Raw genomic sequence first — 12925 nt, 5'->3', positions numbered from 1 at the left:
GACCCCGCTGAAACAGGCCCCCGCTGAAACAGGCCCTGGCGCACGCGCGCCGGGGCCTGTCGCCGCTCAGAGCTTGACCGGAACCTTCCAGAAGGTCTCGCTGGCCAGTGCGTCCTCGCTCTCGTCGTGGGAGAAGGATCCCGACGTGTCGGTGGGGAAGACGATCAGGACCGCGTCGAACTCGCCGCTGATGGATCGGAACGTCTGGCCGCAGTAATCGATGTCGTGGGTGTCGCCCGGGGACATCCGGTACGAGGACCGCGGCTCGATGAGCTTGACAACCTCGCCCGTCGGGGCCATCAGCCACATCTTGGGGGTCGAGAAGTGGGGCGCGTCGTTGACGTCCTCACCCAGGCGGTAGGTGGTGTGCGCGCAGATCTTGCCCTTACCGGAACCGGTGTCGGCCACGGTCTCGAACTCGTTGAGCTTCAGCCCCGATCCAGGGAAGTCAGGGGTGTCGGGGTCGATCTCCTCCTCGCGGGGCTTGGCGTTGGCCAGGCGCTTCGAGAACTCCTCGGTGTCCGCCTTGCCGTCGGCGGTGCCGACCTCGATGTACTCGGGGGAGGAGAAGTCGAAGAGGTCGTGGTCGGTGGTGTCGAACTCGTACTGTTTGGCTAGGTTGCTCAGCTGGCGGGCGGCCGGGGCGATGAACGCGCAGTCTCCCGTCGCCCGCAGGTGGACGCCCTTGAGCGACCCACGGCCGTAGAGGTTGCAGGCCGCGCCGTTATCCCACCACTCACCGTCTCCACCGGTGGACGTGCGCAGCATCTTCCAGTCCTCGAGCCCGGGCAGGTCGGCGGCGCCGGCGTCGTCCGGGACGTCCGCCTCCTTGGCCTCGGTCGTGGTGATGTCGACGGGGATCCGGGCGGTGCCGGCGTGCACCGTGCCGGTGCACTTCTCCGGGGAGTGGACCTCGGAGTCCCGGATACCGGCGCTCTCGTAGAAGTCGTCGCCGAAGTCGCAGTCGGTGAAGTCGCCGCCGTCGGTCTTGTCCGCGACGTCGTCGGCGGACCAGCCGAGCGGGCCGGGCGGGGCGTCGCGCTGGGAGTGCCGGTAGAGCAGGCCGCCCGCGACGAGCGCGGCGACGAGCACGACCGCGATCACGGTCAGCGGCCACCACCGGCGCCGGGACTTCGCGGGGGCACCGCCGGGGACGGGGCCGGCGGGACCGCCGGGGCCGCCGTAGCCGCCGCCCTGCGGCACGGGGTAGCCCTGCCGGGTCGCGGGATAGCCCTGCTGGGGCGCGGGATAGCCCTGCCGGCCTGCGGGGTAGCCCTGCGGGGCCGCGGGATGACCCTCGTGTCCTCCGGCGTGGCCCTGCCGGCCTGCAGGATCGGCGCCCCACTGGCCGTCATCCGCGGGGTTGTTCCACTGGCCGGGACCGGGGTTGTTCCCCGCGTCGCCGCCGCTTCCCCAGGTGTCGTTCATCGGTTCTCCCGTCATTGGCAGCGTTCAACAAGTCATTTGACAGGTTAACCGTGGGAAGCGGCCACCGGAAAGCGAATGGGGAGTGGTCCGCGCCCGGGCACCGGGGAACAAGAGAACTGGAGGGGCGGTTCCCGGTCAGGTCCGGACCGGAACCGCCCAGTAGTCGGGCGCGGCGGTGGCGGCCTCGTCGACACGCGAGGTGTCGGCGTCCGCGGCGAAGGTGAAGGGGATGACCAGCAGCTCGAAGTCACCGGCGATGGTGCCGACGCCTTCGCCGCAGTAGGTGATCCCACGGGCCTCGCCCACGGCGAGGGACAGGCCGTCCTCGACGGGGGAGAGGAAGGACGTCTCGCCGTTCGGGGTGACGGCCACCAGCGTCGGCACGCGCACCGTCGTCGAGCCGGCGGCGTCTTCGCCGAGCACGAAGGTGGTCTCGGCGCAGACCTCCAGGGTGTCCGCCCGCGCGGAGTCGAGGCGCAGCGTGGAGCCGGGGAAGTCCGCGTTGCCGGCGTCGAGGGTCTCGCCCGGGGCGGAGGCCGCGCCGATGCGCTCGTCGTAGCGCGCCCAGGAGAGCTCACCCTCGGGCTCGCCGACGTCGAGGTAGTCCGGGCCGGAGACGGCCAGCAGCCCGTGGGCAAAGTGCTCCTCGTCGAGCTGGACGCCGAAGTTCTGCAGCTGACGAGCCAGCGGCGCGGCGAGCGAGCAGGGGCCGTTGACGGAGACCGCCACGCTGGCGAGGCTGCCCGGCCCGGTCATCCGGCAGTTGGGGCGCCCGGCCAGGCTGCCCTCGAAGCCGTCGCCGCCAGGGTCGCCCGAGCTGGTCCACTCCTCGAGGCCGGGAAGATCCGAGGAGATCTTCTCGCGCTTCTGCTCGCCGGCGGGTTCCACGATCACCGAGGCGGTCACCCGCGCGTCGCCGACGGCGATCCAGCCCGAGCACTCCGTCTGCCCGTCCTCGCGCCCGCCCTCGGCGACGGTGACGTCCTCGACGCCGGCACGGGAGTAGAAGGCCTCGCCGAAGTCGCAGGAGCGGAACTGCTCGCCGTCGGTGAAGCCCTCGATCTCCGAGGTGGTCCAACCCAGCGGGCCGATCGGGGTCTCGTGGCGCGACCCGGCGATCAGCAGCACGGCCGCGGCCAGCACCATCACCAGCAGCACCCCGACGGCCACGCCCACCGGGATCCTGCCCCGGCGCCGCGCGGCGCTCCGGCTCCCGGGGCGCACCGCGGCGCGGCCGCCCACGGGGTCTGCCGTCTCGCCCACGGCCGCGGGGCGCACGTCGGTGGCCTCGCGTCCGGTCCGCGGCTCACCGTCCACGCCTCGGTCACCCTTTCTCTTCCGGTCCACAGTTACCCCGCAACATTAGCCAAAGCGCCCGCGCGCGAGGGCACCCGCCGCACGGAACCGCCCCGGGTGACCGACGCGGCGTCGGCAATCTCTCTAACGCAGGCGGGTGCCGTCGGCGAGCTCGAAGAGGTGGGCGAGCACCGCGCCGTCGGAGGCGCGCAGCCCGTTGTGCTCGTGCTCGCTGGTCACCCAGGTGCGCAGGCCGGGCATGAAGCCGGCGGTCTCGCGGGAGAACTCGAGCGGCACGTAGGCGTCGTTGACGTAGACGGCCGCCGCACCGCGCGCGCCGGACTCCTCGAGGGCGACCGGGTCGTAGAGGTGGTTCCACGGCTGGCCGGCCAGCTCGCGGGCGACCGGGGCCCAGGGGCGCAGCCCCGGCACGGTCTCGAGCCACTCGCGCGAGACGTGCTCGCCGGTCAGGAGCGTCGGGTCCTCGGCGAAGTCGGTGGGCATGGCGCGCTCGGCGGCCCAGTCGGTCACCACGCCGTCGGCCATCGAGGACTCGTGGAGGACGTAGTAGAGCGGGTTGCGCGCGCCGAAGGGCAGGAGACCGGCGAGGTCGTGGCGGAAGGCGGTGGTGCGCGGGTCCTGCTCGAGCAGGTTGAACAGGCTCAGCCAGCCGTCGTCGGAGCCGAGCAGCATGCCCAGGCTGCGCACGCGCGAGACGGAGACGACCTCGGAGTCCGGCAGCACCAGCTCGCCGGCGGCGGCCAGTTCCACGAGCTCGGCGACGGCGTCGCGGTGGTGCGGGAAGCGTGCGTAGTAGGCGAGGGATTTACGACGCAGCTCGGTGAAGGTGGTCGCGTAGATGTCCTCGGCGCGGTGGCCGACCGGGGCCAGCCCGCCGGTGAAGTAGGCGTCGTCGACGCTCTCCGGGTGCACGGTCAGGTAGTGCAGGAGGGTGAAGCCGCCGAAGGACTGGCCGAGCACGCTCCAGGTCTTCGCCCCCAGGTGCTCGCGCATGGCCTCGCAGTCGCGCACGATCGCGTCGGCGCGCAGGTGGGTCAGGTACTCGGCGGTGGCGCTCTCCGGGTCGACCGGGGTGGAGCGGCCGGTGCCGCGCTGGTCGAGCAGGACGACGCGGTAGCGGGTCAGTGCGGTGGTCATCCAGGACGGGAAGAGCGCCGGCGACTCGTTGCCTGGCCCGCCCTGCAGGAAGACCAGGTAGGGAAAGTCCTCGCCGCCGCGCGGGGTGATCACTCGGGCGAAGACGTCGACGGTGCGCGCGTCGGCCGGTTCCTCGGTCAGCGGGCAGGTGATGGTGTGGTCCTCGAGGAGGCGGGTGCCGATCTGGATGCTCATGTCCGCCATGCTAGCCCCGGGCGCGGCGGGCCCGGGGTCGTGACCGGGGCCGTTTCGGGCTGGTGCCCGGGGTGGCTCAGAGGCCGAGCGCGCCGAGGATGGTGCCGAGCTTCGCGGTGGTCTCGGCCAGCTCCGCGTCGGGGTCGGAGTCGGCGACGATGCCGCCGCCGGCCCAGGCCCGTGCCGAGGCCCCGTCGGCGGCGACCTCGGCGCAGCGGATGGCGACCATGTACTCGCCGTCGCCGCCGGCGTCCGCCCAGCCGACCGTGCCGGCGTAGAAGCCGCGGGGCGACTCGACGCGCGCGATGTAGTCGCGGGCCGGGGCGGTCGGCGTGCCGCAGATGGCGGGGGTGGGGTGCACCAGGGCGGCCAGCTCGAGGGCGGTCAGGTGCGCGTGCCCGGCGTCGAGCTCGCCGGTGATCGGGGTGGCCAGGTGCCAGACCTCGTTGGTGGCGGTCAGCTCCGGCTCGTCGGGGATCTGAAGGCGCGAGCAGACGGGCTCGAGTGCGGCGCGCAGGTGCTCGACGACGAAGGCGTGCTCGGCGCGGTCCTTGCCGGAGGCGGCCAGTCCGCGGGCGACCTCGGCGTCCTGTCCGGGGTCGGCGGCGCGGGCGGCGGAGCCGGCCAGCGGGTAGGCGCTGACCGTCGTGCCGGACTTGCGCACCAGGACCTCGGGGGAGGAGCCGACGAGCATGCGCCCGGCGAAGTGGCCGCCCGCCGGCGAGAGGTCGCAGATGAAGCCGTCGTGGCGTGCGGAGGTGTCGATCAGCCGGGCGGCGACCAGGCGCGGGTCGACCGGCGGGTCGAAGGCGATGTCGACGGCGCGGGCGAGGACGACCTTGTCCATCGCTCCTGCGCGGATTTCCTCGACGGCGGCGGCGACGCGCGCGCGATGCTCGTCGGCCTCGGGGTCGCCCCGCACGAGGCTTGCGTAAAGTTCAGAGCCTTTACCTTCGAGGTAGTACGGGTGCGGGTGGAGCACACCGGGCTCGCGGATGATGCTCTCCGGGACGGTGAGCGCGGCCGGGGCGTCGGGCAGGAAGGGCAGGGCGCCGACGACCATCTCCGCCTCGCCGGAACGCAGGGCCGCCGCCGCGGCGGGGACCTCGGTGAAGGTGCGCGCGGCACCCTGGGTGCGCACGGAGCCGTGGCCGCGGGAGAGCAGGAAGTCCGGGGCGGTGGACGGACGGGAAGTGGACATGACCCCCGAGTCTAAGACAGCGCGGCGGGGGTGCGGTCCTGAGGCGGCGGGCGCAGCGGTCTGGGTGCGGTCCCCGGCGAGGGTTCAGACGGGGGTATCGGTGCATGAAACGCATGGTGAATGTGTTGCGGCTGTGGTTTAAGTGACATAATCTCAGGTGCGTGAAACTCCTCCGTGACCTCCGCGCCCTCGCCGTCGCCGCACTGGCCGCCGGCGCCGTCATCGCCGCGCCCGGCCAGGCCGTCGCCCAGGAGGCGCCCGCCCCGGAAGCCGCCGTCGAGCCTGCGCCTGCACCCGCGCCCGAGGCTCCGGCACCCGCGCCGGGGCCCGAGGCACCCGCGCCGGGTCCCGAGGCGCCCGCGCCGGCGCCGGCCGCGCCGGAACCGCCGGCACCCGAGGCCCCGCCGGCACCGGTCGCCCCGCCCGTCGCCCCGGGCGCCGACGGGGAGATCGACCTGAACGGCCGTTCCTACGTCATCCACGTCCCGGCCGACTACACCCCGGAGAGGGCCTGGCCGGTGCTCGTCGGCTACTCGGCCTACCGGGACTCCACGGAGAACTTCCGCAGCTACTCCCGCCTGCGCGAGTCCACCGCCGGGCGTGAGGCGATCATCGTCTACCCGCGCTCCGTCGGCGGCTCCTGGGAGGGCTCGCCGACCGCGGAGTCGCGCCCCGGCGAGGACATCGCCTTCACCCGTGCGATGATCGACGACGTCGCGGGCAAGTACTCCGTCGACCGGGCCCGCGTCTACGCCACCGGAATGTCGACCGGCGGCGGGATGGCCATGGTCGCCGCGTGCCACCTCCCCGACGTCTTCGCGGCCGTCGCCCCGGTCTCCGGCGCCTACTACACGCCGGTCAACATGAACTGCCCCGGTGCCCCGGTCTCCGTGCTGATGGTGCACGGCACCGGCGACACCCTCATGGAGTACGACGGCGGCAACCGCCACGGCGCCGACTACCTCGCCGTGCCCGACCTCTTCGAGTCCTACGCCCAGCGCAACGGCTGCGGGCCGGGGCGAGAGACTCGTCCCGAGTGGGACGGCGCCGAGCGCGTGGTCGCCGGCGGCTGCGCGCGCGAGACCGAGCAGATCCGCGTGCTCGGCTCCAACCACCTGTGGTGGTACGAGAACCCGGACACCACCGAGGAGATCTGGGCCTTCCTCGCGCGTCAGCACAACTGACGCACCCCGCCGCGGGGAAACGTCCGCGGCGGGGAGCGGGACGCTGTCAATCGACGACGCCTCAACGCACGGCCGGGGCGGGGTGCGCGGGTTGTACGATGTGGGGCATGTCTGAAGCCTCTGACGTCCGCGTACGTTTCTGCCCCTCACCGACCGGCACCCCCCACGTGGGTATGGTGCGCACCGCGCTGTTCAACTGGGCCTACGCCCGGCACACCGGCGGCAAGCTCGTCTTCCGCATCGAGGACACCGACGCCGCGCGCGACTCCGAGGAGTCCTACCAGGCGATCATCGACTCGCTGAACTGGCTCGGCCTCGACTGGGACGAGGGCATCAACGTCGGCGGCCCGCACGAGCCCTACCGGCAGTCGCAGCGCGGCGAGATCTACGCCGACGTGCTGGACAAGCTCATCGAGGGCGGCTACGTCTACCCGGCGTACTCGACCAACGAGGAGGTCCAGGCCCGCCACAAGGCCGCCGGCCGCGACCCGCACATGGGCTACGACAACTACGACCGCGACCTGACCGACGAGCAGAAGGCCGCCTTCGAGGCCGAGGGGCGCAAGCCCGTCTGGCGCCTGCGCATGCCCGACCACGACTGGTCCTGGGACGACATGGTGCGCGGCACCGTGGAGTTCAAGGCCGGGACCCAGCCGGACTACGTGGTCGCCCGCTCCAACGGCGAGCCGCTCTACACCCTGGTCAACCCCGTCGACGACGCCCTGATGGGCATCACCCACGTGCTGCGCGGCGAGGACCTGCTGCCGTCCACCCCGCGCCAGCTCGCCCTCTACGAGGCGCTCAAGGAGATCGGCGTGGCCGAGCGCACCCCGGTCTTCGGCCACCTGCCGTTCGTCATGGGCGAGGGCAACAAGAAGCTGTCCAAGCGCGACCCGAAGTCCAACCTGTTCAACCACGTCGAGGACGGCATCATCCCCGAGGGCATGCTGAACTACCTCGCGCTGCTGGGCTGGTCGCTCTCCGCGGACCGCGACATCTTCTCCCGCGAGGAGCTCGTGGCCAACTTCGACGTCAAGGACGTGCTGGGCAACCCCGCCCGCTTCGACCAGAAGAAGCTCGAGGCCATCAACGCCGACCACATCCGTCTGCTCGAGCCGGACGACTTCCGCGACCGGCTGCGCACCTTCCTGACCGAGCACACCGACTTCCCGGCCGACTACCCGGCCGAAAAGTTCGCCGTCGCCGCCGAGCTGGTGCAGACCCGCATCAAGACCCTCTCCGAGGCCTACGGGCTGCTGAAGTTCCTCGTGACCGCCGACGACGAGCTCGAGCTCAACGAGAAGGCCGCCCGCAAGAACCTCAAGGAGGCCGCGATCGAGCCGCTCGACGCCGCCATCGAGCGCCTCGACGCCGTGCCCGAGGACTCCTGGGAGCGCGGCCGCATCGAGGAGGTCCTCTCGCAGGGCCTCATCGAGGAGCTCGGCCTGAAGCCGCGCAAGGCCTACGGTGCGCTGCGCGTGGCCGTCACCGGCGAGCAGGTCTCCCCGCCGCTGTTCGAGTCCATGGAGCTGCTGGGCAAGGAGTCCACGCTGAAGCGTCTGCGCGCCGGCCGCGCCGCGACGCCGTTCGTGCCCGCCGAGCAGTAGGGGAGCTCTGTAACGGGCTCCGAGGGGGCTTCCGGCTCCTTCAGACCGCGACCCCGTGGTCGCCTCCCGGGTGGAGGTGGCCGCGGGGTCGACGTCTGTCCGGGGGCGGTGCGGGGCGGGGCCGGGGCGCGGCGCCGGCTGCCGGGGCTGGGGCTAGAGCGCGTTCGTGCGCCGGACGCGTGCCCGCAACGTACTGACAACGCTGGAATTCGTTGATGACCTGCTGGTTTGTGTGTTTCCGCGCCGTCTGGTTATAGTAATCCCCGTTGCGCACGGAGATGCGGCAAGCAGATCCGGGCAAAACGATGGCCTATGGTGTAATTGGCAACACAGCGGTTTCTGGTACCGCCATTCTAGGTTCGAGTCCTGGTAGGCCAGCTGCGATCACAGATCGCGTCCTCAAGCCCCGTTCGTCTAGCGGCCTAGGACGCCGCCCTCTCACGGCGGTAACGCGGGTTCAAATCCCGCACGGGGTACAGATAAAGAAGTCCCGGACACCACCTGAGGTGGTGTCCGGGACTTCTTCGTTGTTTGGGTGTGGCCAGGCTGAGCGCCGACGCCCCTGACCGGCGGCGCCGGGTCCGCTCAGCCCACCGACCCCCGGAACACCCGCGCCACGGACGGCACCACGTTGGCGTCGAAGACGCTCGGGATGATCTTCTCCGGCGAGGCGTCCACCACCGCGGAGGCCAGCGCCTCGGCCGCGCGCATCAGGTGCTCCCGCGTGAAGCGGGTGACACCGTGGTCGAGCGCCCCGCGGAAGATCCCGGGGAAGGCCACCGCGTTGTTGACCTGGTTGGGGTGGTCGCCGCGCCCGGTGGCGATCACCGCCGCCCCGCCGGCGCGCGCCTCCTCCGGGGTGATCTCGGGGTCCGGGTTGGCCAGGGCGAAGACGATCGCGGCGCGGTTCATGCGCATGATGTCCCCGCGTGCGAGCAGCCCCTTGTGCGAGATGCCGATGACGGCGTCGGCGCCCTCGAGCGCCTCCTGGAGCGTGCGCGCCTGCGAGTCGTGGTAGGCGGCCAGGCGCTCCTTGTACTCGTTGAGGTGGTCGCGCCCGCGCGAGATGACCCCGCGGGAGTCCACGGCGATGATCTCGGGGGCGGCGTACTCGTGCAGCAGCGTGGCGATGGCGACGCCGGCCGCACCCGCGCCGACCATGACGATGCGGGTCTCTGAGAGCCTGCGCCCGGTGACCTTGCAGGCGTTGATCAGCCCGGCGAGCACCACCACCGCGGTGCCGTGCTGGTCGTCGTGGAGCACCGGGATGCCGAGCTCCTCGCGCAGCCGGGCCTCGACCTCGAAGCAGAGGGGCGCCGCGATGTCCTCGAGGTTGATCGCCCCGAAGCTCGGCGCGATCGCCTTGACCGCCGCGACTATCTCGTCGGCGGTGTGCACGTCGAGCACCACCGGCACGCAGTCCACGCCGGCGAAGTGCTTGAAGAGCATCGCCTTGCCCTCCATGACGGGCATGGCGGCCCGCGGCCCGATGTTCCCGAGCCCGAGCACCGCCGAGCCGTCCGAGACCACCGCCACCAGGTTTCCGGTCCAGGTCAGCTCGCGCAGGCGTGCCGGCTCCGCGGCGATCTGCTGACACGCGGCGGCGACGCCGGGGGAGTAGTAGGCGCTGAGCTTCTCCCGGGTGATCGGGCCTGAGTCGCGCAGCGCCGTGGCGATCTTCCCGTGGTGTTCGCGGTGCAGCTTCAGGGAGAGATCGTTGAGGTCCATGAGGCGCGACCTTATCAGCGCCCGCCATCGCCGGCCGGTTATGCGACCGTCCGATCGGTGGGGCGTGTCACAACGGCCCGTGCGACGTGCTTTCCGACGACCGCGGCGTCGCCTGTGAGGTCACCCCCGTGCGGCGCGGCACGCAGGCGATTTACGACGCCGCGGGGGTGGCCCACGCGCGCGGGCGCGCGCGGGCGTAGCGTCTGAGGTATCGGGAAAGCCCCGGTGGGGATGTCCCGACAGACCCCGTCCGCGGTGAGTAAAGGAGATTGTATGCAGGCAAGTTCCTCAGACGAGTCGCATCACTCCTCCCGGCTGCGTGCACAGCCGTAATCCTCGACTTCCCAGCGCAAGAGATGCGTGAAGTAGGAGCAGTCCGGTCGAGTGTGAGGATGCAGATGACGTCGATTTCCACGGATGCGGCGTCGGACGAGATCGCCCGGCACACGCCCTGAAGGGTCGACGCGGACGCGGTGACCAACCGCCGGAGACTTCCGCTTGAGCGCCGTGGAGCGTGACCGCCCACCGCCGCACCAGTTCAAACCCCGCCCCCCTCGGAGAGGGAGGCGGGGTGCCTCCGTCTTCGGGGCGCGGGCGCGACGTCGGGAATCGGCGGCGAAAATATGCGCCGACGTGCGGATTTGTGCGCTATTGAGCGTTCCTTTAAAGTGGTGCAGGTCCGAGAGACAAGCCCTGTTCGTCTAGGGGCCTAGGACGCCGCCCTCTCACGGCGGTAACACGGGTTCAAATCCCGTACAGGGTACAAAGGCCAGGCGCCGCCCGGAACCACTTCGGTTCCGGGCGGCGCCTTTTTGTCGCCGGTGGGGCAGGGGGGACGGCCTGCGACCGCCCCCGCGCCTCAGTGCATCAGCGGCGCAGCCGGCGGCTGAGCTCGGCGGCGGCCTCGAGGATCTCGTCGGCCCACAGCGCACCGGGCGAGGGCTTGAGGCGCTCGGCCACGCCGGACAGCGAGATGACGGCCACGGGCTCGCCCTCGGCGTCGAAGACGGGGGAGGAGAGGCTGGCGAGCCCCACCTCGCGCTCGGAGACCGACTCCGCCCAGCCGCGGCGGCGCACCTCCTCGAGGTCGGCCTCGGTGAACCCGGCCTCGGGCAGGACGCGCTCGCGCAGCTCCTCGTCGCCGTAGGCGACGAAGACGCGGGCGGCGGAGCCCGCGGTCAGCGGCATGCGCGTGCCCACGGGTACCGTGTTCTGCAGCCCGGACTCGGGCTCGCGGGCCGCCACACAGGTGCGCGTGGTGCCGGTGAGCCGGTAGAGCTGGACGGACTCGTTGGTGGCGTCCTTGAGCTCGTCCATGACGGGCTCGGCGGCGTCGATCAGCTCGTCGCGCCCCGTGGCCAGCTGCTCGAGCATCGGGCCGGGCACCCAGCGCCCGTCGCCGGCGCGACCGAGCAGGCGGTGCGTCTCCAGCGCGGTGGCCAGGCGGTGGGCCGTGGCCCGCGGCAGTCCCGTGTCGTCGCACAGCTCCGCGAGCGTGCGCGGCTCGCGCGAGACGGACGTCAGGATGGCGACCGCGCGATCGAGGACCTTGATGCCGGATGAGTTGAATTGTCCCATGCCACGATACTATCATCTCATTTAGCGGAACTTTCCGTTTGTGGTGTAGGTCTCGGATCACCGGAGACCACCTGCAGTTTCCCGTCTGGTGAGAGAGAAAGCGTGTGAGGACATGAGCGACAAGCTGACGCTGGCCGAGAAGGTCTGGCGCGATCACGTCGTCGCCCCCGGGGCGGACGGCGAGCCCGATTTGATCTACATCGACCTCCAGCTCCTCCACGAGGTCACCAGCCCGCAGGCCTTCGAGGGACTGCGCATGAGCGGGCGCACGCTGCGTCGGCCCGACCTGCACCTGGCCACCGAGGACCACAACGTGCCCACCGTCGGCGTCGTCGGCGGCAACCTGCTGGACATCAAGGACCAGACCTCGCGCACCCAGGTGGCCACCCTGCGCAAGAACTGCGAGGAGTTCGGCGTGCGCCTGTACCCGATGGGCGACGTCAAGCAGGGCATCGTGCACACCGTCGGCCCGCAGACCGGCGCGACCCAGCCCGGCATGACCATCGTGTGCGGCGACTCGCACACCTCGACCCACGGCGCCTTCGGCTCCATCGGCATGGGCATCGGCACCTCCGAGGTCGAGCACGTCATGGCCACCCAGACGCTGAGCCTGAAGCCCTTCAAGACCATGGCCGTCGAGGTCTCCGGCACCCTGCGCGAGGGCGTCACGGCCAAGGACATCATCCTGGCGATCATCGCCAAGATCGGCACCGGCGGCGGCCAGGGCCACATCATCGAGTACCGCGGCGAGGCGATCCGCAAGCTGTCGATGGAGGCGCGGATGACCATCTGCAACATGTCCATCGAGGCCGGCGCGCGCGCCGGCATGATCGCCCCGGACCAGACCACCTTCGACTACCTGGAGGGCCGCGAGTTCGCCCCCAAGGGCGCCGACTGGGACGCCGCCGTGGCGTACTGGAAGACCCTGCCCACCGACGAGGGCGCCGAGTTCGACACCGTCGTGCACATCGACGGCGACGCCCTGACCCCGTACGTCACCTGGGGCACCAACCCCGGCCAGGGCCTGCCCCTGGGCTCGAGGGTCCCGGACCCGGAGGACTTCACCACCGACGCCGCCAAGGCCGCCGCCACCAAGGCCCTGAAGTACATGGACCTGACACCGGGCACCCCGCTGCGCGACATCGCCATCGACACTGTCTTTTTGGGCAGCTGCACCAACGCCCGCATGGAGGACCTGCGCCTGGCCGCCGGCGTGCTGCGCGGGCGCCACATCAGCCCGAAGACCCGCATGCTGGTCGTGCCGTCCTCGGCCGAGGTCAAGCGCCAGGCCGAGGAGGAGGGCCTCGACGAGGTCTTCCGCGCCGCCGGCGCCGAGTGGCGCACCGCCGGCTGCTCGATGTGCCTGGGCATGAACCCGGACCAGCTGGCCCCCGGCGAGCGCTCCGCCTCGACCTCCAACCGCAACTTCGAGGGCCGCCAGGGCCCCGGCGGGCGCACCCACCTGGTCAGCCCGCTCGTCGCCGCCGCCACCGCCGTGGCCGGCCACCTGGCCGCCCCCGCAGACCTGTAGACCGCACGCCGAGAACCCA

Annotated in this window: 9 protein-coding genes and 3 tRNA genes; 6 read left to right on the top strand and 6 right to left on the bottom strand. The window is 71.5% G+C overall.

The features are described from left to right. Nucleotides 1-66: 66 nt before the first annotated feature. The 4 genes from CFRA_RS06445 to CFRA_RS06430 form a co-directional block, all read right to left on the bottom strand. The gene (locus CFRA_RS06445) at nucleotides 67-1428 is read right to left on the bottom strand and encodes a hypothetical protein (protein ID WP_156887978.1); all 1362 of its coding nucleotides are present in this window, start codon (nucleotides 1426-1428) and stop codon (nucleotides 67-69) included. A 135-nt stretch (nucleotides 1429-1563) separates the two neighbouring features. Next, the gene (locus CFRA_RS06440; RefSeq protein ID WP_075663945.1) at nucleotides 1564-2745 is read right to left on the bottom strand and encodes a hypothetical protein; all 1182 of its coding nucleotides are present in this window, start codon (nucleotides 2743-2745) and stop codon (nucleotides 1564-1566) included. A gap of 123 nt (nucleotides 2746-2868) precedes the next feature. Then, the gene (locus CFRA_RS06435) at nucleotides 2869-4086 is read right to left on the bottom strand and encodes an alpha/beta fold hydrolase (RefSeq protein WP_075663944.1); all 1218 of its coding nucleotides are present in this window, start codon (nucleotides 4084-4086) and stop codon (nucleotides 2869-2871) included. Nucleotides 4087-4153: 67 nt separating this feature from the next. Continuing rightward, a complete protein-coding gene (locus CFRA_RS06430) occupies nucleotides 4154-5278 on the bottom strand; it encodes an isochorismate synthase (protein WP_075663943.1) in 1125 nt (374 codons plus the stop codon). A 161-nt stretch (nucleotides 5279-5439) separates the two neighbouring features. On the opposite strand from CFRA_RS06430, the gene CFRA_RS06425 reads away from it, so the two are divergent. The 4 genes from CFRA_RS06425 (at nucleotide 5440) to CFRA_RS06410 (ending at nucleotide 8545) form a co-directional block, all read left to right on the top strand. Continuing rightward, nucleotides 5440-6462 carry a CE1 family esterase gene (locus tag CFRA_RS06425; RefSeq protein WP_075663942.1) on the top strand — a complete coding sequence of 341 codons (1023 nt, stop codon included), beginning with the start codon at nucleotides 5440-5442 and terminating at the stop codon, nucleotides 6460-6462. Nucleotides 6463-6569: 107 nt separating this feature from the next. Further along, nucleotides 6570-8069, top strand: coding sequence for a glutamate--tRNA ligase (gltX, locus tag CFRA_RS06420; protein ID WP_075663941.1), 1500 nt, complete (start codon nucleotides 6570-6572; stop codon nucleotides 8067-8069). A 306-nt stretch (nucleotides 8070-8375) separates the two neighbouring features. Further along, a tRNA-Gln gene (locus CFRA_RS06415) sits at nucleotides 8376-8447 on the top strand. Between the two features lie 25 nt (nucleotides 8448-8472). Then, nucleotides 8473-8545 (top strand) — tRNA-Glu (locus CFRA_RS06410). A 109-nt stretch (nucleotides 8546-8654) separates the two neighbouring features. Here the strand turns inward: CFRA_RS06410 and CFRA_RS06405 are convergent. Beyond that, nucleotides 8655-9797 (bottom strand): NAD(P)-dependent malic enzyme, encoded by a 1143-nt coding sequence (locus tag CFRA_RS06405; RefSeq protein WP_075663940.1) that lies wholly within the window; start codon nucleotides 9795-9797, stop codon nucleotides 8655-8657. Between the two features lie 690 nt (nucleotides 9798-10487). Here CFRA_RS06405 and CFRA_RS06400 point away from each other — a divergent pair. Further along, a tRNA-Glu gene (locus tag CFRA_RS06400) sits at nucleotides 10488-10560 on the top strand. Nucleotides 10561-10664: 104 nt separating this feature from the next. Here the strand turns inward: CFRA_RS06400 and CFRA_RS06395 are convergent. Then, nucleotides 10665-11375: an IclR family transcriptional regulator gene (locus tag CFRA_RS06395; protein ID WP_075663939.1), complete on the bottom strand. Its 711-nt coding sequence runs from the start codon at nucleotides 11373-11375 to the stop codon at nucleotides 10665-10667. 112 nt (nucleotides 11376-11487) lie between these two features. On the opposite strand from CFRA_RS06395, the gene leuC reads away from it, so the two are divergent. Next, nucleotides 11488-12906 (top strand): 3-isopropylmalate dehydratase large subunit, encoded by a 1419-nt coding sequence (gene leuC, locus CFRA_RS06390; RefSeq protein ID WP_075663938.1) that lies wholly within the window; start codon nucleotides 11488-11490, stop codon nucleotides 12904-12906. Nucleotides 12907-12925 lie beyond the last annotated feature (19 nt).

This window comes from Corynebacterium frankenforstense DSM 45800 (genome assembly GCF_001941485.1).
Classification (GTDB): Bacteria; Actinomycetota; Actinomycetes; order Mycobacteriales; family Mycobacteriaceae; genus Corynebacterium; species Corynebacterium frankenforstense.
This window is presented reverse-complemented; position numbering and strand designations above follow the sequence as displayed.

What these genes read in the sequence shown, in the direction of transcription:
- CFRA_RS06445 (WP_156887978.1), bottom strand. Translation starts at nt 1,428, where the DNA reads ATGAACGACACCTGGGGAAGCGGCGGCGACGCGGGGAACAACCCCGGT.
- CFRA_RS06435 (WP_075663944.1), bottom strand. Translation starts at nt 4,086, where the DNA reads ATGGCGGACATGAGCATCCAGATCGGCACCCGCCTCCTCGAGGACCAC.
- CFRA_RS06430 (WP_075663943.1), bottom strand. Translation starts at nt 5,278, where the DNA reads ATGTCCACTTCCCGTCCGTCCACCGCCCCGGACTTCCTGCTCTCCCGC.
- gltX (WP_075663941.1), top strand. Translation starts at nt 6,570, where the DNA reads ATGTCTGAAGCCTCTGACGTCCGCGTACGTTTCTGCCCCTCACCGACC.
- CFRA_RS06405 (WP_075663940.1), bottom strand. Translation starts at nt 9,797, where the DNA reads ATGGACCTCAACGATCTCTCCCTGAAGCTGCACCGCGAACACCACGGG.
- CFRA_RS06395 (WP_075663939.1), bottom strand. Translation starts at nt 11,375, where the DNA reads ATGGGACAATTCAACTCATCCGGCATCAAGGTCCTCGATCGCGCGGTC.
- leuC (WP_075663938.1), top strand. Translation starts at nt 11,488, where the DNA reads ATGAGCGACAAGCTGACGCTGGCCGAGAAGGTCTGGCGCGATCACGTC.